Here is an 18,007-nt window from a genome sequence, read left to right as displayed (position 1 = left end):
ACCCACCCCACGACCAGGCGCCCGGCAGACCGCAACAACCGGTCTCCCGGGCGCCTGGCGTTTCCCGGCGCGGCCGGCAAGCGGCTGTGCGCCGCGTGGGCGCGACCAGCCTCCCCCCGGCTCTCAACCACGTTCGAGCAGGGGGCGCGCCTCCATCGCCGCCCGAGGACGGCGTACCGGACTGCGGCGGAGCGCTCAGCGGCGGCGGAGGTCCGCCACCCTGGCCCGGTCGCCCGTGGGCGGCTCCCCGAGGGCGGTCGCGCTGCGCAGTTGCGGCCCCCCGGGGACCTGGCCGCGGCGCGGCCCCGGCAGCGGCACGTCCCGGCGCGGCTGGCGCCCCGCGGGCGCGGATTCGCTTCCGGACCCGCTGCCCGGCGCACCGGCGACCGCGATCCGAACCCCCTGGTCGGCCAGGGCCTGCAGTTCGGTGGCCGCGCGGTCGTCGTGCGCGGGCGGATCGTCCGTCACCAGCCGGGTGATCACGTCCGTCGGCACGGTCTGGAACATGGTGTCCGTGCCGAGCTTGGTGTGGTCGGCGAGGACGACGACCTCCGCGGCCGCCTGCACCAGTGCCCGGTCGACGGACGCCGACAGCATGTTGGACGTGGACAGCCCGCGCTCGGCGGTGAGCCCGCTCCCGGAGAGGAACGCCTTGGAGACCCTGAGCCCCTGCAGGGACTGCTCGGCCCCGCTGCCGACGAGGGCGTAGTTGGAACCGCGCAGGGTGCCGCCGGTCATCACGACCTCGACGCGATTGGCATGGGCCAACGCCTGGGCCACCAGCAGGGAGTTGGTGACGACCGTCAGCCCGGGCACCCGCGCGAGCCGGCGCGCCAGTTCCTGCGTGGTGGTCCCCGCCCCGACCACGATGGCCTCACCCTCTTCGACGAGGCCCGCGGCGAGGTCGGCGATGGCGGTCTTCTCGGCGGTCGCGAGATGTGACTTCTGCGGAAAGCCGGACTCCCGCGTGAACCCGCCCGGCAGTACCGCACCGCCGTGCCGGCGGTCGAGGAGTCCTTCTGCCTCCAGTGCGCGCACGTCCCGCCGTACGGTCACTTCGGAGGTCTGGACGACGCGGGCGAGTTCACGGAGCGACACGGCCCCGTTCGCTCGCACCATTTCGAGGATCAATTGACGACGTTCTGCAGCGAACACGAAACTGACAGTAACCCCAACGACCGTCTGCTTTCAGCAGTTTGCGCCGAATAACAGAAGTTGTTCGCACAGCGGGGCCGAAAGTGGTATAGACGCCCACTCCCGACACCGATGCCGCGCGCTTCGCCGGCCACTCCCCGTGACCGGCGGTCTTCCCGGCGGGGCGGTCAGATCTCGCCCGGGACCTTCCGGGTCTGCAACTGCCGTGCCACCTCGGCGATCGAGCCCGACAGGGAGGGGTACACGGTGAACGCGTTCGCGATCTGCTCGACCGTCAGATTGTTGTCGACGGCGATCGAGATGGGATGGATCAGTTCCGACGCGCGCGGCGCGACGACCACACCGCCGACCACGATCCCGGTGCCGGGCCGGGAGAAGATCTTGACGAAACCGTCGCGGATGCCCTGCATCTTGGCGCGCGGGTTGCGCAGCAGCGGCAGCTTGACGCACCGGGCGTCGATCTTCCCGGAGTCGACGTCGGCCTGGCTGCAGCCGACGGTGGCGATCTCGGGGTCGGTGAAGACGTTCGCGGAGACGGTGTTCAGGTCGAGGGGGGCCACCGCGTCGCCCAGGAAGTGGTACATGGCGATGCGTCCCTGCATGGCGGCGACCGACGCGAGGGCGAAGACACCGGTCACGTCGCCGGCGGCGTACACGCCCGGTGCCGTCGTCCGGGAGACCCTGTCGGTCCAGATGTGCCCGGACTCCTTCAGCTTGACCCCGGCCTCCTCCAGGCCCATCCCGCTGCTGTTCGGAATGGCGCCGACGGCCATGAGGCAGTGCGAGCCGGTGATCAACCGCCCGTCGGAGAGGGTGACCTCGACCCGGTCGCCGACGCGCTTGGCGGACTGCGCCCGCGAGCGGGCCATGACGTTCATGCCGCGGCGCCGGAACACGTCCTCCAGGACGGCGGCGGCGTCCGGGTCCTCGCCGGGCAGCACGTGGTCGCGCGAGGAGACGAGGGTGACCCTGGACCCGAGGGCCTGGTAGGCACCCGCGAACTCGGCGCCGGTGACACCGGACCCGACGACGATGAGCTCCTCGGGCAGCTCGTCGAGGTCGTAGACCTGGGTCCAGTTCAGGATCCGCTCCCCGTCGGGCCGGGCGTCGGGCAGCTCGCGCGGGTGACCGCCCGTGGCGATGAGCACGGCGTCGGCGGTGAGGGTCTCCTCGCTGCCGTCCGCGACCCGCACGACGACCTTGCGCGAGCCGTCCAGGGCCTGCATGCCCTCCAGCCGGCCGCACCCGCGCATGACCCGGGCGCCCGCGCGGGTGACCGATGCGGTGATGTCGTGGGACTGGGCGAGCGCGAGGCGCTTCACCCGTCGGTTGACCTTGCCCAGATCGACTCCGACGACGCGGGCGGCCTTCTCCAGCGGAGGGGTGTCGTCGGCCACGATGATGCCGAGCTCCTCGTACGAGGAGTCGAAGGTCGTCATCACTTCGGCCGTCGCGATGAGCGTCTTCGACGGCACGCAGTCGGTGAGCACCGACGCGCCGCCGAGACCGTCGCAGTCGACGACGGTCACCTCCGCGCCGAGCTGCGCGGCCACCAGCGCCGCTTCATATCCGCCGGGTCCGCCACCGATGATCACGATCCGAGTCACGTACTCCATTGTCCCGCACGCGTGGGGTGGCGCTCTCCCCGGGGGCCGCCCGGTGGTACTTCTGTTACAGCAGAGACCGCCGTGGCGCTGTCGTACCCTCGACTCCATGTCGCTCTACGCCGCGTACGCCGGCAACCTCGACGCGCGGCTGATGTCCCGCCGCGCACCGCACTCGCCGCTGCGCGCCACCGGCTGGCTCAACGGCTGGCGGCTGACCTTCGGGGGCGAGCACATCGGGTGGGAGGGCGCCCTGGCGACGATCGTCGAGGACCCGCTGTCGCAGGTCTTCGTCGCGCTGTACGACATCGCCCCCATGGACGAGGACTCCCTGGACCGCTGGGAGGGCGTGGGCCTCGGCGTCTACCGCAGGCTGCGCGTCCGCGCCCACACCCTGGACGGCGAGGAACCGGCCTGGACCTACGTGCTCAACGGCTACGAGGGCGGCCTCCCGTCCGCCCGCTACCTGGGCGGGATCGCGGACGCGGCGGAGTCGGCCGGGGCGCCGCACGACTACGTGATGGAACTGCGCAAGCGCCCCTGCTGAGCCCTGCCGAGGGGGCCGGCCCCGGAACACCTCCCCCTCCGGCGACGACGGCAGCGGCGGACAGCGGCCGGCGGCCGCACAGCGCCGGGCTGCGACGGCGCACAGCGCACCGCGACCACGACACAGCGCCCGGCCACGACCACGACACCGTGCCCGGCCGCGACACCGTGCCCGGCCGCGACACCGTGCCCGGCCGCGACGGCGAACGGCGACGCCCGCGGCGCGCCCCGGCACGCGCCGGAGCGGCCGCGCCCACAGCCACGGCGGCGACGGGAATCGTCGGAAACGACAAGACAACGATCGCATTCCCGTGAACTCCCTCATCTACGCGCGTAGGCAGAGAGCGGCTACTCTCATCCGCGTGAACGCATCTCTTCTTCCGGACGACATCCAGGGCGATCCCTACGCCGCCGCCGACACCGCCGCCGCGCGCCTGCGCGAGCTGACGGGTGCCGAGACCCACGACGTCGCCCTGGTGATGGGCTCCGGCTGGGCCCCGGCCGTCGACGCCCTCGGCGAGCCCGAGGCCGAGTTCCAGGTCACGGAGCTGCCCGGCTTCCCGCCTCCGGCCGTCGAGGGCCACGGCGGCAAGCTCCGCTCCCACCGGGTCGGCGACACCCGGGCCCTGGTCTTCCTGGGCCGTACGCACTACTACGAGGGCCGCGGCGTCGCCGCCGTCGCACACGGCGTCCGCACCGCCGTCGCCGCCGGCGCCAAGACCGTCGTCCTCACCAACGGCTGCGGCGGCCTGCGCAAGACGATGCGTCCGGGCCAGCCGGTCCTGATCAGCGACCACATCAACCTGACGGCGACCTCCCCGATCGTCGGCGCCAACTTCGTCGACCTCACGGACCTGTACTCCCCGCGCCTGCGGAGCCTGTGCAAGGAGATCGACCCCACCCTCGAAGAGGGCGTGTACGCGCAGTTCACCGGCCCGCACTACGAGACCCCGGCGGAGATCCGCATGGCCCGCGGCATGGGCGCGGACCTCGTGGGCATGTCGACGGTCCTGGAGGCGATCGCCGCGCGCGAGGCGGGCGCCGAGGTCCTGGGCATCTCCCTGGTCACGAATCTCGCCGCCGGTATGACGGGCGAGCCGCTGAACCACGAGGAGGTCCTCCAGGCGGGCCGCGACAGCGCGGCGCGCATGGGAGCGCTCCTCGCCCAGGTGCTGGAGCGGCTGTAGGTGCGGCCGCCGGTGACGGCCTGGCGCCGGACCGAGCGGGCGGGAACGACCACGGACGCCGAACCCCCGCCCCACCCACACACAACGAGAGGTTGATCCGACGTGCACGACGAACTCATCGCACGGGCCCAGGCGTGGCTGGCCGAGGACCCCGACGCGGAGACCCGTGAGGAACTCGCCAAGCTCATCGACGCCGGGGACCACGCCGAGCTCGCCGCACGCTTCGGCGGCACCCTCCAGTTCGGCACCGCCGGTCTACGCGGTGAACTCGGCGCCGGCCCCCTGCGCATGAACCGCTCCGTGGTCATCCGCGCCGCCGCCGGCCTCGCGGCGTACCTCAGGGCCCAGGGCCACGGCGACGGCCTCGTGGTCATCGGCTACGACGCCCGTCACAAGTCCGCCGACTTCGCCCGCGACACCGCCGCCGTCATGACGGGCGCGGGCCTGCGCGCGGCGCTCCTGCCCCGCCCGCTGCCGACGCCGGTCCTCGCCTTCGCCATCCGGCACCTCGGCGCGGTCGCCGGTGTGGAGGTCACCGCGAGCCACAACCCGCCGCGCGACAACGGCTACAAGGTCTACCTCGGCGACGGCTCCCAGATCGTGCCGCCCGCGGACGCCGGGATCGCGGCCGAGATCGACGCGATCAACACGCTGGCCGACATCCCCCGCCCGGACGGCGGCTGGGACACGCTCGACGACGGTGTCCTCGACGCCTACCTCGCCCGCACGGACGCGGTGCTCGCCCCGGAGTCCCCGCGGACCGCCCGTACCGTCTACACCGCGATGCACGGCGTCGGCAGGGACGTCCTCCTCGCCGCCTTCGCCCGCGCCGGCTTCCCCGCCCCGGTACTCGTCGCCGAACAGGCCGACCCCGACCCGGACTTCCCGACCGTGGCCTTCCCCAACCCGGAAGAGCCCGGCGCCATGGACCTCGCCTTCGCGAAGGCCCACGAGACGGACCCCGACCTCGTCATCGCCAACGACCCCGACGCCGACCGCTGCGCCGTGGCCGTCAAGGACGGCGCCGACTGGCGCATGCTCCGCGGCGACGAGGTCGGCGCCCTGCTCGCCGCCCACCTGGTGGAGCGCGGCGCCCGGGGCACCTTCGCCGAGTCGATCGTCTCCTCCTCCCTCCTCGGCCGCATCGCCGCGAAGGCGGGCCTTGGCTACGAGGAGACCCTCACCGGCTTCAAGTGGATCGCCCGCGTCGAGGGCCTGCGCTACGGCTACGAGGAGGCGCTCGGCTACTGCGTCGACCCGGACGGGGTACGCGACAAGGACGGCATCACCGCGGCCCTGCTGATCACCGAACTCGCCTCGCACCTGAAGGCGCGGGGCCGCACCCTCCTGGACCTCCTCGACGACCTGGCCCTCGAACACGGCCTGCACGCCACGGACCAGCTCTCGGCGCGCGTCGAGGACCTCTCGCTCATCGCCGACGCGATGCGCCGCCTGCGGGAGCAGCCGCCCACGGAACTCGCTGGCCTGCCCGTCACCCGGTCCGAGGACCTCACGCGGGGCACGGACACCCTGCCGCCCACGGACGGGCTGCGCTACACGCTCGACGGCGCCCGCGTGATCGTCCGCCCCAGCGGCACGGAACCGAAGCTGAAGTGCTACCTGGAGGTCGTGGTCCCCGTCGCCGGGCGCGCCGGCCTCCCGGCGGCACGGGCCAGGGCCACGGACCTGCTGGCGGCACTCAAGCGCGACCTGGCAGCCGCGGCCGGCATCTGACCCGCGCATGCACGCCCGTGCCCGCGGCTTCCACAGCCGCGGGCACGGGTTCCGTACCGGCGGCGATACCGGCGAGGCCCGTCGGTCGCCTGGCGATGGTTTCGTTCATGGGTGTGGGTGTCCCCGAGGTCCGTGTGGTGGGTTCCTCGCCGGTTCGTTGCCGGCGACACGAACCCCTCCGCTCGCAGCGCTCCCCGTCGCTGGTCCTGGACGCCGGACGAGGGGTGGAGCTGCCGGCACCCCGTGCCGGGAAGGGGTCGTCCCCGCTGACGGCGACAGCCGAAGGGGATCGGGGTTCGGAGGTCGAGTGGCGCCCGCACAGGTTCCCATTCCCGGGCAGAGGCGTCCGGCCACCGGCACCCGCCCCGCCGTCCGCACCGGGGCCCCTCGGCGTCAGAAGCCGGTGACCGCACCCACCCACATGGGCCCGCCACACGAACCCAAGGCCACCTACATGCACCGGGCACATATCGGTGCCGCCCGCCGGGCCCTATCGTGCACGACACGCCACCGGACGACCGCCCTCCGGTGCGCGACGAGACGAGGAGCCGCCGAGAATGACGCGTCACCCCGAGGGCCCGCGCCGCGAGGCCACGCCGCAGACCGGCCCGTACGAAGAACTGAGCGTGCCCGTCGACGGCGGCGAACTCGCCGTGCTGCGCTGGCCCGCGGCCGAGCCGGGCGCCCCGGTCGTGCTCGCGCTGCACGGCATCACCGCCAACGCGCTCTCCTGGGCCAGGGTCGCCCACCACCTCGCGGGCCGGGCCACCCTGATCGCGCCCGACCTGCGCGGCCGGGGCGGCAGCCGGTCGCTGCCCGGCCCGTACGGCATCGCCGCGCACGCCGCGGACATGGCCGCGCTCGCCGACACGTTCGAGCTGCGCGGGGCGGTGCTCGCCGGCCACTCGATGGGCGCCTTCGTCAGCGCGTTCACCGGCGTACGCCATCCCGCGAGGTTCGCCTCCCTCGTCCTCGTCGACGGCGGCCTCGGCTTCCCCACTCCGGCCCACCTCGACCCGGACGCGCTGCTCGACGCCGTCATCGGCCCGGCGATGCGCCGGCTGACCATGACCTTCCCCGACCGGCAGTCCTACCGCGACTACTGGCGGAATCATCCCGCCTTCTCCGGCTCGTGGTCGCCGTGGGTGGACGCCTACATCCAGCGCGACCTCGTCGGCGAGGAGCCCCACCTGCGCTCGTCCTGCGTCGTCGACGCCGTGCGCGTCGACGGCACGCAGGTTCTGCGCGATCCGGAGGTGCTGTCCGCGGTACGACAACTGGAGCTTCCGACCCGGCTGCTGTGGGCCGACCGGGGTCTGATGGACGAGCCGCAGGGGCTGTACGACGAGCAGCGGCTGGCCGCCGCGGACCTGGACCCCGCCCGAATCGCGACGCACCGGGTGGCCGACGTCAACCACTACACGGTGCTCATCGGCGACGAGGGCGCGCGCACGGTGGCCGGCCGTCTGCTGGACGCGGCGGGCGCGGGCGGCGGCACGCCCGGGTGAAGTGGTTGTTCCGGATCCGGGCATCCGGCCCACGCGCGGAGTTGGACGGATCGCTCGTTCACGGCACTCGGCGTGGACGCTTGCGCCTGATCTGACCGGCGACGACGTCCATACGTACAGCTACCGCCCGGAGGCCGGCCGGTGATTGTCCGGTGGTGCCGGGCCCGTGAGAAGGGGTGCGCGGGTACGGGGCGTCGCGGCACGGCGGTACGGCCAAAGGGGCGCGGGCGATGCGGGTGGACGGTGCAACGGTTGGGCTCAAGGACGAGAGGGACGAACCGGGTTGGGAGGTGGACCCGGATGACGACTGGGGTGTCGCGGTCGTCGCAACCGTGGGGCGGCAGTTGAAGCTGCGGCGGGAGGCGGCGGGGATGCGGGCCGCGGAGTTCGGCGCGGCGGTCGGGTACGGGGAGGACCTGGTCTACAAGATCGAGGGCGGGAAGCGGATTCCCCGGCCCGAGTATCTGGACAAGGCGGACGAGGTACTGAGGGCGGGCGGACTGCTCTCGGCGATGAAAGAGGACGTCAAGAGAGTCCGGTATCCGAAGAAGGTACGGGACTTGGCGAAGTTGGAGGCCCAAGCGGTCGAGATCGGGGTATACGCGTGCCACAGCATCAGCGGGCTTTTGCAGACGTCAGAGCATGCACGGACTTTGATCGAGGCAGCGCAGCCACCGTACTCCCAGGATGAGGTGGAACGTATGGTGGCTGCTCGGATGGCCCGGCGGTCTGTCTACGAACGGGACCCCGCTCCTGCGCTCAGCTTCGTGCTGGAAGTGGCACCGCTGCGGCGGCCTCTTGGAGGCACAATGGTGTGGCGACAGCAGCTCGAACGTCTGCTGGAAGTAGGCCGGATGCGCAATGTCACGCTTCAGGTGATGCCGACGCACTGCGAGGTGCACTCCGGGCTGGACGGCAAGATCGAGCTGCTGAAGTTTGCGGACGGCACGGCGGTCGGACGCTCCGACGGCGCGTTCAACGGGCGGCCCGTTTCCGACCTGAGGCAGCTGCGCATTCTGGAGCTGCGGTATGGCACCATCCGAGCGCAGGCTCTCCCGCCACGGGAGTCGCTGGCCTTCATCGAGCAACTGCTGGGAGAGACCTGATCCGCGAGGCATCTGGGGTTGTCCCCGAACTCACGTGGTTCAAGAGCAGCTACAGCGACGGCAACGACGGCGAGTCCTGCGTCGAGATCGCGATATCGCCCCGAACCGTCCACGTCCGCGACTCCAAGAACACCAGGGGCCCCCGGCTGGCCCTGTCCCCCGGGGCGTGGTCCGCTTTCGTCCCGTACGCCGGGAAGCGACCGTAGGGGCCACCCGCCCGCGACTCATCCCGCTGCCAGCAGGATCGCCAGCACCACCGCCCCCGCCACCGCCGGTCCCATCACCTCGTACGCCCAGCGGACGGTCGGCTCGCCCTGGGCGTGCTCGGCGTTCCGGCGGGTCTCGGCGAGTTCGCGCAGGTCCTCCATGATCTGGTCGGTCTGGGCGCGGGTGGGACCGGCCGCTACCGGCGGCGCAGTGCCGGTGCGGCCCCGCGCGCCGGGGCGGGCGGTCTGTGTGGTGGCCCGGGTGTGCTGCCGGGCCGCCTTCTTGCGGGCGCGCAGGGAGACGGGCACGGCCCACAGCTGGTACTTGGTGCCGGAGGTGGCGACGACCTCGTTCGAGTAGCCGGAGCGGATCGCGGCCACCGAGCCCCAGGGGAGCACGATCACCCGGAACGGGTTGCGGATGCGCAGCCGTTCCTCGTTCGCGTACACCGCCGGGCGCAGGGTGAAGGCGGTGACCAGCGGGATGACCAGGATCATCGCGGCGAGCGCCAGCCACGGGGTGCGGCCGTGTCCGAAGACCAGTGCGTCGATGCCGAGCCAGAGCACGATGGCGAGCAGCAGTCCGCCGGCCGCGAGACCGGCGGGCGACCGGTAGATGCGGTCCCGGGAGTGGGGTGCCGAGGAGTCCGGCGCGGGTGACTGGTGATCCGGGGTCGTCATGGGTTCGATTCTGCACGACCGGTTGCGGCGGGCACGACCAGCTGCCCCGGCTGTGTCCGCTCAGGGGGCCAAGGGGCGTCTGCGCTTCAAGGGAATGATCTACAGCCAGTGAACGGAGTGCGCAAACCCCTCCGCATGCCCTGACTCCACCGAATGCAGTGCCCGGAGGGCGCGCGCCGCAGGCGCCCGTTGCACACCCCGAGTCGGCTACCGCCTCGAACAATGGGACTCAATGCCGGGAAGGCGCGGTCGATCCACCATGCGGGGAGGCGGCGCCAGGGTTCACCGCGGTGCTGGGGTGGCGCAGCCGGGCGATGGTGCCGATGATGCCGACCGCGCCGGCCAGCGCGGTGGCGATGGCGAACAACTCGTGGTAGGCGTGCCTGGATTCCAGTCCGCCGCCCCACAGGGACGCGAGTGCCGCGCCGGTGAAGACAGCGGAGACGAACAGCGAGGTGACCACACCGCGGGCGTTCGGCAGCAACTGCGTCGCCCAGGTCTGAAAGGTCGAGTGGAACAGCGAGAAGGAAAAGCCCAGCAGCGCGGCAGTAGCCAGAACCGGCGCGATTCCCTGGCTGAGGGAGATGATCAGGTAGCCGACGACCATGGCCAGGCCACCGGCGATCAGCGGCAGTCGGGGCGCCAAGCGTGCTGGCATGGTGCCGAGGAGTCTGGAGCCCGCGACGGTGGCAATGCCGTAGACGCCGACGACGGTGCCGGCCACCGCCGTGGACGAGCCGCGGGATTCCAGCATGGGTGCCAGGAAAGGGAAGAAGCCCAGCATGGCTGCCCCTTCGGCAAGGGCGAACACCATCAAGGCGCGAGTCGCCGGAGAACTGCGCAGGACTTGCAGGAGGCTCGTGCGCTCGGCGGATCGCGGGGGTTCTGCGAGATCGCGCAGCTGGATGGAGAGCACAGCGGCCGGTACGGCTACCAGAAGCAGCGGCGCCCGCCAGCCAACCCACTGGGCGAGCAGGCCGGAGGCGGCCATGGCCGCCGCAGCGGCAAGGGCCGCGGCGGCGAGGACGCGGGCGACCGCTCGCTGCCGGAATCGGAAGTCGACGGTATCTCCGAGGTAGACGAGCGTGGTGGGCAGCAGTGCTCCGGAGGCCGCGCCGGCCACTGCCCGAGTTGCGATCAGGCTGACTGAGCCCGGTGCGAGTGCCGCGGCCAGATCGCTGACTGCCAGAGTGGCCAGCGCCCAGCGCAGCACTCGCACCCGGCCGCGCCGGTCGGAGAGGATGCCGATGATCGGCTGGGCTGCTCCGTAGAGCAGGAAGTAGATGCTGACCGCGGTGGCGACGTCGGACAGTGCGGCCCGCAGACCGGTGGCGGCGGCAGCCACCAGCGGGATGAAGCCGAAACGGTCGGCATAGCTGATCATCGCCGCGGCGGTCAGTGCGGCGGGAGCCGCAGTCGGAGCGGCCTGGCCGCCGGAGGCGGAGGCGGACTTGTCTGGATGTGTAGTAGCCACACTGCCGACGGTAGGAAGGCCGCATGGATAAGTCTAAGATTCCTTTGGACTAGGTGCGAGATGGAATGCTTATGGAACTACGCCAGCTTTCCTACTTCGTCGCAGTCGCGGAGGAACTCAGCTTCACACGGGCAGCCGAGCGTGTCATGGTCGCCCAGCCGGCCATCAGCCAGCAGATCCGCAGACTCGAACACGAAGTCGGGGAACCTCTTTTCGATCGCCTCAAGCGAGGAGTCCGCCTCACCGACGCGGGGCAGGCGCTGCTGCCGCATGCGCGTGCCGCGCTGGCTTCGGCCGAGCAGGGGCGAGATGCGGTCGCCGCGCTGAGCGGGCTGCTGGCCGGTCGCCTCGTCCTGGGCACCGTGCAGCACCCTCCGGCCGGCCTGGCGGAACTGCTCGGCCGCTTCCGCCAGGCGCACCCCGGGGTGGAGATCAAGGTCCGCGAGGGACACAGCGATACGCTGCTGAGCGCTGTGGCGGAGGGCCGGCTGGACGCGGCGTTCGTCGGGCTCGGTCCCCACCAGCGCGTGCCGAGCGGGCTGCGCAGCGCGGTCGTAGCATCCGAACCGGTGGTCGTGGCGGTCCGTCCTGATCACCCGCTCGCCCAGGAGGCATCGGTTCCTCTCACCCGGCTGCGCGACCTGGAGATAGCCACGCTGCCCGAGGGCAGCGGGCTGCGCACCACCGTGGAGTCCGCAACGCAGGCGGCAGGCTTCACCCCTCGCGTCATCATCGAGTGCAGCAAGCTAGGGCTGCTCGTCGACCTGGCGGCGAACGGGGTGTCTCTCGCGCTCCTTCCGCAGTCCGCGATCGAGTCGGCCGCCGATTTGGCGGTCGTACACGTCCGCGACCCCTCGCTGCACCACCGCTTGGTGCTCGCCTGGCGCGAGTCCGGACAGTCGGCCGCCGGCCGCGCCTTCCTCACCGCGGCCCGCGACCATTTCACGGCGCCGTCGGCGGACGAGACAGGGCCGCAGGCCGGCAGCGGCCCGCCTCGGTAGGGCTCACTCGCCGATAGGGGCAGGTTGCTCGTCGGCGCGTTCGGGAGGGCCGCCGGCCCATGCCGCCAGCGAGTCCATTGCCGCGGTGAGGGCTCGGACCTGGCCGGGACCGAGCCGGGCGGATACCGAGCGTCTCATCCGCACCGCGGCCTTGACCAGATCCTGTACCACCGTGGCGCCGTCGCCGGTGAGTTCAAGGTGCCATACGCGGCGATCCCCGGTTCCTCGATAGCGCCGCAGCAGACCGCGCTCGAGGAGTTGGGCAACCATGCGCTTGACGTTCATCGCGTCCGTGCCGAGCCGCTCGGCGACCTTCTGCTGGCTGATCCCAGGCTCTGCTCCGACGAGGAACAGCACCTCGCTTTGCGCAGCGGTGACCGCAAGGTTCGCGATCTCCTCTTCCCAGCGGCGCCGCAACGTGCGATGCACGCGCGCCATGCGGAACTGCAGATCGGACCGGGCCTCCAGCAGGCTGCCCGGCCCGATCCGAGTGGTGTCGGAAGTCGCCATCCGGAAAGCTTAACCGGCCTGGCTGACCACGCTGCGCCGCTGCACCAGCAGGTAGACGGCGACCAGGCAGATACCCAGCACTGCAACGCGGGACATGAATGCGCTGCCCAGGCCGCCGTAGGTCACTGCGCCGGTTGTGTGCCCGCCGACGGCCAGCATCGACATCGGCAGCGCGCCACCCAGGATGGAGCCCACCTGCCGCACGGTGTTGAACACACCAGATGCGACTCCGGCATCCCGGTCGGCGAATTCCGAGACAGCCCCGACAGCAGTGGCAACCTGGCCGATCGCGGTCACCACGCCCAGCACCAGGCCGACCAGCACAACGATGGCATCAGAGGTGTGCGGTCCGAAGAAGACCATCGCCACCGCGCCTGCGAAGGTCACCGCCAATGCGAGCCCCATCATGGGCACCGGCCCGCGGCGGCCGACCGCCTTGCCGGCAAACGGATACATCAGCAAGGCACCCACCGGCCAGGCCGCAACCAGCAGACTTGCCTGCAGGACCCCCATGCCGCGAGCGTTTTCCAGGTAAAGCGGCAGCAGCATAAACCCCGAGATAATGCCGAACCAGATCCCGGCACCGGCCAGGGCGGAAGCCAGGAACGACCGGTTGGCAAACACCTTCAGCGACAGCAGCGGATGCGGCGTGCGCCGCTCGTGGACCGCGAAGGCGGCACCGCAGACGACGGCCAGCAGCCAGGCGAGCCAGACCGCAGGAGACATCCAGCCCCACACCGGCGCCTGCAGAAGCGCCACGCTCAACCCGAGCAGGGACAGCGCGGCCAACGCGATACCACCAGGGTCGAAGGACCGACGCTCCCCTCCGGCGGGCAGGACCAGGCGCAGCCCACCGACGGCCACCAGGACGGCAAGCGGTACCTGAGCGGCGAACATCAACCGCCAGCCGCCGGCGGCGGTGAGAGCCGCACCGGCCAAGGGCCCGACCGCGCCGCCGAAGGCGGGTCCGCTGAGGTACCACGCCAGGGCTCGATCCCGTGCGCGCCCGGGTGGGAACGACGCGCTCACCACGGCCATGGACATGGTCGCCAAGGCGCTCGCCCCGAGTCCCTGCAGAGCACGCATGACCAGCAGCACGGGAAGCGTGGAAGCCAGCGCCGCTCCCAGCGAGGCGAGCGCGAAGACGCCGGCTCCCGCTGCGAGCAGCCGGGCCCGGTCGGTGATGTCGCCCAGTCGGCCGACCGCCGGAATGGCGACCACCAAGGGGAGGAGGTAGGCGTTGGTCACCCATCCCAGCCCGGCAGGCGGTAGATGGAATGCCTGCCCGAGCCGCGGCAGCGCAAGGTTGACGATGCTGGTATCGAGCATGGGCAAGAACGCCGCGAGCCAGCACACCAGCAGCACCAGCACGGCACGTGGTGTGCGGTGCCGCCGATCGGACGGAGGCGAGGCAGAAGCGGTCGCCGGAGAAAAATTACTAGACATGTCTATCAGTTTAATAGACATGTCTAGCTCCTTGCCTGGGCCCCGTACGACCAGGACAGGCCGGCGCAGCCCCGCACCCGCCTCAGACGCAAGGCCGACCCGCCGCCGATGTCCGCAGCCGCTCCCGTCACACCTCCACCGAAAGAGGGGGCCGCGCAGACAGGCGCGGCGGAGAGCCCGACGAAGCAGCTCGGCACGGGTGGAGTCTCGGCCCCTCCGAGATGCGTGAGCGCTCGCGCACGATCACCGCCGGGGTTTTCCGCAGGTAGAACGCGGGCGCTGGTGACACATGGGCCGCGGGTGCGCCACACCCGTCCCGTCCCGCCCCGTCCTGCCCCGTCCCATCCCGGGGCTGTACAGCTGCTACGCGCGTAGATATGCTCGGCTGGTGACCATGCCCACCACTGCCGCACAGGCCCCACACGCTCTCGCCGACGTCACCGCGTCCGACAGCACGCTGCGCCGCTTCCTGCACGGGCTGCCCGGCGTCGACGCGGTCGGCCTGGAGGCGCGCGCCGCCTCCCTCGGTACCCGTTCCATCAAGACCACCGCGAAGGCGTACGCCCTCGACCTCGCCATCTCGATGGTCGACCTGACGACGCTGGAAGGCGCGGACACCCCGGGCAAGGTCCGGGCGCTCGGCGCCAAGGCGGTGCACCCCGACCCGACGGACCGTTCGGCGCCCGCGACCGCCGCCCTCTGCGTCTACCCCGACATGGTGGCCGTCGCGAAGGAGGCCGTCGCCGGCTCCGGCGTCAAGGTCGCGTCCGTCGCCACGGCCTTCCCGGCGGGCCGCGCCGCACTGGAGGTGAAGCTGGCCGACGTGCGCGAGGCCGTCTCCGCGGGCGCCGACGAGATCGACATGGTCATCGATCGCGGGGCGTTCCTCGCGGGCCGGTACCTGAAGGTGTACGAGGAGATCGTCGCCGTGAGGGAGACCTGCGGGAACGCCCGTCTGAAGGTCATCTTCGAGACCGGTGAGCTGTCGACGTACGACAACATCCGCCGCGCCAGCTGGCTCGGCATGCTCGCGGGCGCGGACTTCATCAAGACCTCGACCGGAAAGGTCGCCGTCAACGCGACCCCGGCCAACACCCTCCTCATGCTGGAGGCGGTGCGCGACTTCCGGGCGCAGACCGGCGTCCAGGTCGGCGTGAAGCCGGCCGGCGGCATCCGCACCTCCAAGGACGCGATCAAGTTCCTGGTCCTGGTGAACGAGACCGTGGGCGAGGACTGGCTGGACAACCACTGGTTCCGCTTCGGCGCCTCCTCGCTCCTGAACGACCTGCTGATGCAGCGTCAGAAGCTGGCCACCGGCCGCTACTCCGGCCCCGACTATGTGACGGTGGACTGATCCCCCATGGCATCCGCATCCGCATTCGAGTACGCACCCGCGCCCGAGTCCCGCTCGGTCGTCGACATCGCGCCGTCGTACGGCCTGTTCATCGACGGCGAGTTCGCCGAGGCGGCCGACGGCCGGGTCTTCAAGTCGATCAGCCCGTCCACCGAGGAGGTCCTCTCCGAGGTCGCCCGGGCGGGAGAAGCGGACGTCGACCGGGCGGTGAAGGCCGCCCGCAGGGCCTTCCGGACGTGGTCGGCGCTGCCCGGCGCCGAGCGCGCCAAGTACCTGTTCCGCATCGCCCGCATCATCCAGGAGCGCAGCCGCGAACTGGCCGTCCTGGAGACGCTGGACAACGGCAAGCCCATCAGGGAGACCCGCGACACGGACCTCCCGCTGGTCGCCGCGCACTTCTTCTACTACGCGGGCTGGGCCGACAAGCTCGACCACGCCGGGTTCGGTCCGGACCCCCGGCCGCTCGGCGTGGCGGGCCAGGTCATCCCGTGGAACTTCCCGCTGCTGATGCTGGCGTGGAAGGTCGCCCCGGCGCTGGCGACCGGCAACACGGTCGTGCTGAAGCCCGCGGAGACCACCCCCCTCTCGGCGTTGTTCTTCGCGGACATCTGCCGCCAGGCGGGCCTGCCCAAGGGCGTCGTCAACGTCCTTCCCGGGTACGGCGACACCGGCGCCGCGGTGGTCGCGCACCCCGATGTGGACAAGGTCGCGTTCACCGGCTCCACGGCCGTCGGCAAGGAGATCGCGCGCACGGTCGCGGGCACGAAGAAGCGGCTCACCCTCGAACTGGGCGGCAAGGGCGCCAACATCGTCTTCGACGACGCACCCGTGGACCAGGCCGTCGAGGGCATCGTGAACGGCATCTTCTTCAACCAGGGCCAGGTCTGCTGCGCGGGCTCCCGGCTCCTGGTCCAGGAGTCGGTCCAGGACGAGGTCCTGCAGTCCCTGAAGCGGAGGCTGACGACTCTCCGCCTGGGCGACCCCCTCGACAAGAACACCGACATCGGCGCGATCAACTCCGCCGAACAGCTCGCCCGGATCACCGCGCTCGCCCAGCAGGGCGAGGCGGAGGGGGCGGAGCGCTGGTCCCCTGCCTGCGAACTCCCGGGGTCCGGCTACTGGTTCGCGCCGACGCTCTTCACCAACGTCGCCCAGGCGCACACCATCGCCCGCGACGAGATCTTCGGCCCGGTGCTGTCCGTGCTGACGTTCCGCACCCCGGAGGAGGCCGTGGCCAAGGCCAACAACACCCCCTACGGCCTGTCCGCCGGCATCTGGACGGAGAAGGGTTCCCGGATCCTGGCCGTCGCGAGCAGACTGCGCGCCGGCGTCGTCTGGTCCAACACGTTCAACAAGTTCGACCCGGCCTCGCCGTTCGGCGGCTACAAGGAGTCGGGCTTCGGCCGCGAGGGCGGCCGCCACGGTCTGGAGGCATACCTCGATGTCCGGTAAAAGCGACACCACCGAAAAGACCGTGAAGAGCGTGAAGAGCGGGAAGGCCGAGAAGAGCACGAAGGCCGAGAAGGGTGCGAAGGACGTGACCAGCGAGCCGCGGCTCGCCGTCTTCAAGACCTACAAGCTGTACGTGGGCGGGAAGTTCCCGCGGTCCGAGAGCGGCCGGGTGTACGAGGTGACCACAGCGACATCGGATGCCGGCGCGGCGGGCAAGGGCAACTGGCTGGCGAACGCGCCCCTCGCCTCCCGCAAGGACGCCCGTGACGCGGTGGTCGCCGCGCGCAAGGCGTTCGGCGGCTGGTCGGGCGCGACGGCCTACAACCGCGGCCAGATCCTCTACCGCGTCGCGGAGATGCTGGAGGGCCGCAAGGAGCAGTTCGTCCGCGAGGTCGCCGACGCCGAGGGCCTGTCCAGGGCCGAGGCGGCCCTCCGGGTGGAGGCGGCGATCGACCGCTGGGTCTGGTACGCGGGCTGGACCGACAAGATCGCCCAGGTGGTGGGCGGCGGAAACCCGGTCGCGGGCCCCTATTTCAACCTCTCCACCCCTGAGCCGATGGGCGTGGTCGCGGTCGTCGCCCCCCAGGAGTCGTCCTTCCTGGGCCTGGTCTCGGTGGTCGCGCCGGTGATCGCGACCGGCAACACGGCCGTCGTGATCGCGAGCGAGCGGTCCCCGCTGCCGGCCCTCTCCCTCGGCGAGGTCCTGGCCACCTCCGACGTGCCGGGCGGCGTCGTCAACGTCCTCTCGGGCCGCACGGCGGAGGTCGCGGCACCGCTGGCCGCCCATCAGGACGTCAACGCGATCGATCTGGCCGGCGCCGACGACGTCCTAGCCAGGGAACTGGAGATCGCGGCGGCGGACAACCTGAAGCGCGTTCTTCGTCCACAGCCTGTGGATTATTTTTCGACGCCGGGCACCGAGCGGCTGACGGCCTTCCTGGAGACGAAGACGGTCTGGCACCCCACGGGGTCACTGGGCGCGTCCGGTTCCTCGTACTGAGGCCGCCCGGCACAGGAGGGCCGTGCTTCCCCGGGCCGGGGAA

At 71.4% G+C, this 18,007-nt stretch carries 16 protein-coding genes; 10 read left to right on the top strand and 6 right to left on the bottom strand.

The genetic code is table 11. The annotated features are described in order from the left end of the window. Nucleotides 1–195: 195 nt before the first annotated feature. Both ACFSL4_RS28835 and ACFSL4_RS28830 read right to left on the bottom strand, forming a co-directional pair. Nucleotides 196–1,155 (bottom strand): DeoR/GlpR family DNA-binding transcription regulator, encoded by a 960-nt coding sequence (locus ACFSL4_RS28835; protein ID WP_381089088.1) that lies wholly within the window; start codon nucleotides 1,153–1,155, stop codon nucleotides 196–198. Between the two features lie 167 nt (nucleotides 1,156–1,322). Then, a complete protein-coding gene (locus tag ACFSL4_RS28830) occupies nucleotides 1,323–2,771 on the bottom strand; it encodes an NAD(P)H-quinone dehydrogenase (RefSeq protein ID WP_381089085.1) in 1,449 nt (482 codons plus the stop codon). Between the two features lie 97 nt (nucleotides 2,772–2,868). Here ACFSL4_RS28830 and ACFSL4_RS28825 point away from each other — a divergent pair, with 97 nt between their 5' ends. The 6 genes from ACFSL4_RS28825 to ACFSL4_RS28800 all read left to right on the top strand — a co-directional run bounded on the left by ACFSL4_RS28825 (nucleotide 2,869) and on the right by ACFSL4_RS28800 (nucleotide 9,046). Beyond that, nucleotides 2,869–3,306 carry a gamma-glutamylcyclotransferase family protein gene (locus ACFSL4_RS28825; protein WP_381089082.1) on the top strand — a complete coding sequence of 146 codons (438 nt, stop codon included), beginning with the start codon at nucleotides 2,869–2,871 and terminating at the stop codon, nucleotides 3,304–3,306. 361 nt (nucleotides 3,307–3,667) lie between these two features. After that, nucleotides 3,668–4,492 carry a purine-nucleoside phosphorylase gene (locus ACFSL4_RS28820; RefSeq protein ID WP_381089079.1) on the top strand — a complete coding sequence of 275 codons (825 nt, stop codon included), beginning with the start codon at nucleotides 3,668–3,670 and terminating at the stop codon, nucleotides 4,490–4,492. A gap of 102 nt (nucleotides 4,493–4,594) precedes the next feature. Then, nucleotides 4,595–6,226, top strand: a complete 1,632-nt coding sequence (locus tag ACFSL4_RS28815) for a phospho-sugar mutase (protein WP_381089076.1) — start codon at nucleotides 4,595–4,597, stop codon at nucleotides 6,224–6,226. A gap of 557 nt (nucleotides 6,227–6,783) precedes the next feature. Further along, nucleotides 6,784–7,734 carry an alpha/beta hydrolase gene (locus tag ACFSL4_RS28810; protein WP_381089073.1) on the top strand — a complete coding sequence of 317 codons (951 nt, stop codon included), beginning with the start codon at nucleotides 6,784–6,786 and terminating at the stop codon, nucleotides 7,732–7,734. Nucleotides 7,735–7,964: 230 nt separating this feature from the next. Further along, complete coding sequence (locus tag ACFSL4_RS28805; RefSeq protein ID WP_381089071.1) at nucleotides 7,965–8,840, top strand: helix-turn-helix domain-containing protein; 876 nt, start codon at nucleotides 7,965–7,967, stop codon at nucleotides 8,838–8,840. Continuing rightward, nucleotides 8,837–9,046 (top strand): DUF397 domain-containing protein, encoded by a 210-nt coding sequence (locus ACFSL4_RS28800; RefSeq protein ID WP_381089120.1) that lies wholly within the window; start codon nucleotides 8,837–8,839, stop codon nucleotides 9,044–9,046. Before ACFSL4_RS28805 ends, ACFSL4_RS28800 begins: the two co-directional genes overlap by 4 nt. An 18-nt stretch (nucleotides 9,047–9,064) precedes the next feature. Here ACFSL4_RS28800 and ACFSL4_RS28795 read toward each other — a convergent pair whose 3' ends face one another. Both ACFSL4_RS28795 and ACFSL4_RS28790 read right to left on the bottom strand, forming a co-directional pair. Continuing rightward, the gene (locus tag ACFSL4_RS28795) at nucleotides 9,065–9,727 is read right to left on the bottom strand and encodes a PH domain-containing protein (RefSeq protein WP_381089069.1); all 663 of its coding nucleotides are present in this window, start codon (nucleotides 9,725–9,727) and stop codon (nucleotides 9,065–9,067) included. A 229-nt stretch (nucleotides 9,728–9,956) separates the two neighbouring features. Next, nucleotides 9,957–11,201 carry an MFS transporter gene (locus ACFSL4_RS28790; protein ID WP_381089067.1) on the bottom strand — a complete coding sequence of 415 codons (1,245 nt, stop codon included), beginning with the start codon at nucleotides 11,199–11,201 and terminating at the stop codon, nucleotides 9,957–9,959. A 71-nt stretch (nucleotides 11,202–11,272) separates the two neighbouring features. Between ACFSL4_RS28790 and ACFSL4_RS28785 the strand changes: the two genes are divergently transcribed. Beyond that, complete coding sequence (locus ACFSL4_RS28785; RefSeq protein WP_381089065.1) at nucleotides 11,273–12,202, top strand: LysR family transcriptional regulator; 930 nt, start codon at nucleotides 11,273–11,275, stop codon at nucleotides 12,200–12,202. A gap of 3 nt (nucleotides 12,203–12,205) precedes the next feature. On the opposite strand, the gene ACFSL4_RS28780 is transcribed toward ACFSL4_RS28785, so the two are convergent. Together ACFSL4_RS28780 and ACFSL4_RS28775 are read right to left on the bottom strand one after the other, a co-directional pair. After that, nucleotides 12,206–12,712 carry a MarR family winged helix-turn-helix transcriptional regulator gene (locus tag ACFSL4_RS28780; RefSeq protein WP_381089062.1) on the bottom strand — a complete coding sequence of 169 codons (507 nt, stop codon included), beginning with the start codon at nucleotides 12,710–12,712 and terminating at the stop codon, nucleotides 12,206–12,208. Between the two features lie 9 nt (nucleotides 12,713–12,721). Continuing rightward, nucleotides 12,722–14,179 (bottom strand): MFS transporter, encoded by a 1,458-nt coding sequence (locus tag ACFSL4_RS28775; RefSeq protein WP_381089060.1) that lies wholly within the window; start codon nucleotides 14,177–14,179, stop codon nucleotides 12,722–12,724. 373 nt (nucleotides 14,180–14,552) lie between these two features. On the opposite strand from ACFSL4_RS28775, the gene deoC reads away from it, so the two are divergent. Genes deoC through ACFSL4_RS28760 form a run of 3 tightly spaced genes read left to right on the top strand, consistent with a single transcriptional unit; the run spans nucleotide 14,553 to nucleotide 17,964 of the window. After that, nucleotides 14,553–15,512 carry a deoxyribose-phosphate aldolase gene (deoC, locus tag ACFSL4_RS28770; protein ID WP_381089117.1) on the top strand — a complete coding sequence of 320 codons (960 nt, stop codon included), beginning with the start codon at nucleotides 14,553–14,555 and terminating at the stop codon, nucleotides 15,510–15,512. A 6-nt stretch (nucleotides 15,513–15,518) separates the two neighbouring features. After that, a complete protein-coding gene (locus ACFSL4_RS28765; RefSeq protein WP_381089057.1) occupies nucleotides 15,519–16,964 on the top strand; it encodes an aldehyde dehydrogenase family protein in 1,446 nt (481 codons plus the stop codon). Next, nucleotides 16,954–17,964 carry an aldehyde dehydrogenase family protein gene (locus ACFSL4_RS28760; protein ID WP_381089054.1) on the top strand — a complete coding sequence of 337 codons (1,011 nt, stop codon included), beginning with the start codon at nucleotides 16,954–16,956 and terminating at the stop codon, nucleotides 17,962–17,964. Before ACFSL4_RS28765 ends, ACFSL4_RS28760 begins: the two co-directional genes overlap by 11 nt. The last annotated feature ends 43 nt before the right edge of the window (nucleotides 17,965–18,007 follow it).

The organism is Streptomyces caeni, assembly GCF_042678285.1.
Classification (GTDB): domain Bacteria; phylum Actinomycetota; class Actinomycetes; order Streptomycetales; family Streptomycetaceae; genus Streptomyces; species Streptomyces caeni.
This window is presented reverse-complemented; position numbering and strand designations above follow the sequence as displayed.

Excerpts from the sequence above, each read along its gene's own strand:
- ACFSL4_RS28830 (WP_381089085.1), bottom strand. The coding sequence starts at position 2,771 with ATGGAGTACGTGACTCGGATCGTGATCATCGGTGGCGGACCCGGCGGA.
- ACFSL4_RS28825 (WP_381089082.1), top strand. The coding sequence starts at position 2,869 with ATGTCGCTCTACGCCGCGTACGCCGGCAACCTCGACGCGCGGCTGATG.
- ACFSL4_RS28810 (WP_381089073.1), top strand. The coding sequence starts at position 6,784 with ATGACGCGTCACCCCGAGGGCCCGCGCCGCGAGGCCACGCCGCAGACC.
- ACFSL4_RS28805 (WP_381089071.1), top strand. The coding sequence starts at position 7,965 with ATGCGGGTGGACGGTGCAACGGTTGGGCTCAAGGACGAGAGGGACGAA.
- ACFSL4_RS28795 (WP_381089069.1), bottom strand. The coding sequence starts at position 9,727 with ATGACGACCCCGGATCACCAGTCACCCGCGCCGGACTCCTCGGCACCC.
- ACFSL4_RS28785 (WP_381089065.1), top strand. The coding sequence starts at position 11,273 with ATGGAACTACGCCAGCTTTCCTACTTCGTCGCAGTCGCGGAGGAACTC.
- ACFSL4_RS28780 (WP_381089062.1), bottom strand. The coding sequence starts at position 12,712 with ATGGCGACTTCCGACACCACTCGGATCGGGCCGGGCAGCCTGCTGGAG.
- ACFSL4_RS28775 (WP_381089060.1), bottom strand. The coding sequence starts at position 14,179 with ATGTCTATTAAACTGATAGACATGTCTAGTAATTTTTCTCCGGCGACC.
- deoC (WP_381089117.1), top strand. The coding sequence starts at position 14,553 with ATGCCCACCACTGCCGCACAGGCCCCACACGCTCTCGCCGACGTCACC.
- ACFSL4_RS28765 (WP_381089057.1), top strand. The coding sequence starts at position 15,519 with ATGGCATCCGCATCCGCATTCGAGTACGCACCCGCGCCCGAGTCCCGC.
- ACFSL4_RS28760 (WP_381089054.1), top strand. The coding sequence starts at position 16,954 with ATGTCCGGTAAAAGCGACACCACCGAAAAGACCGTGAAGAGCGTGAAG.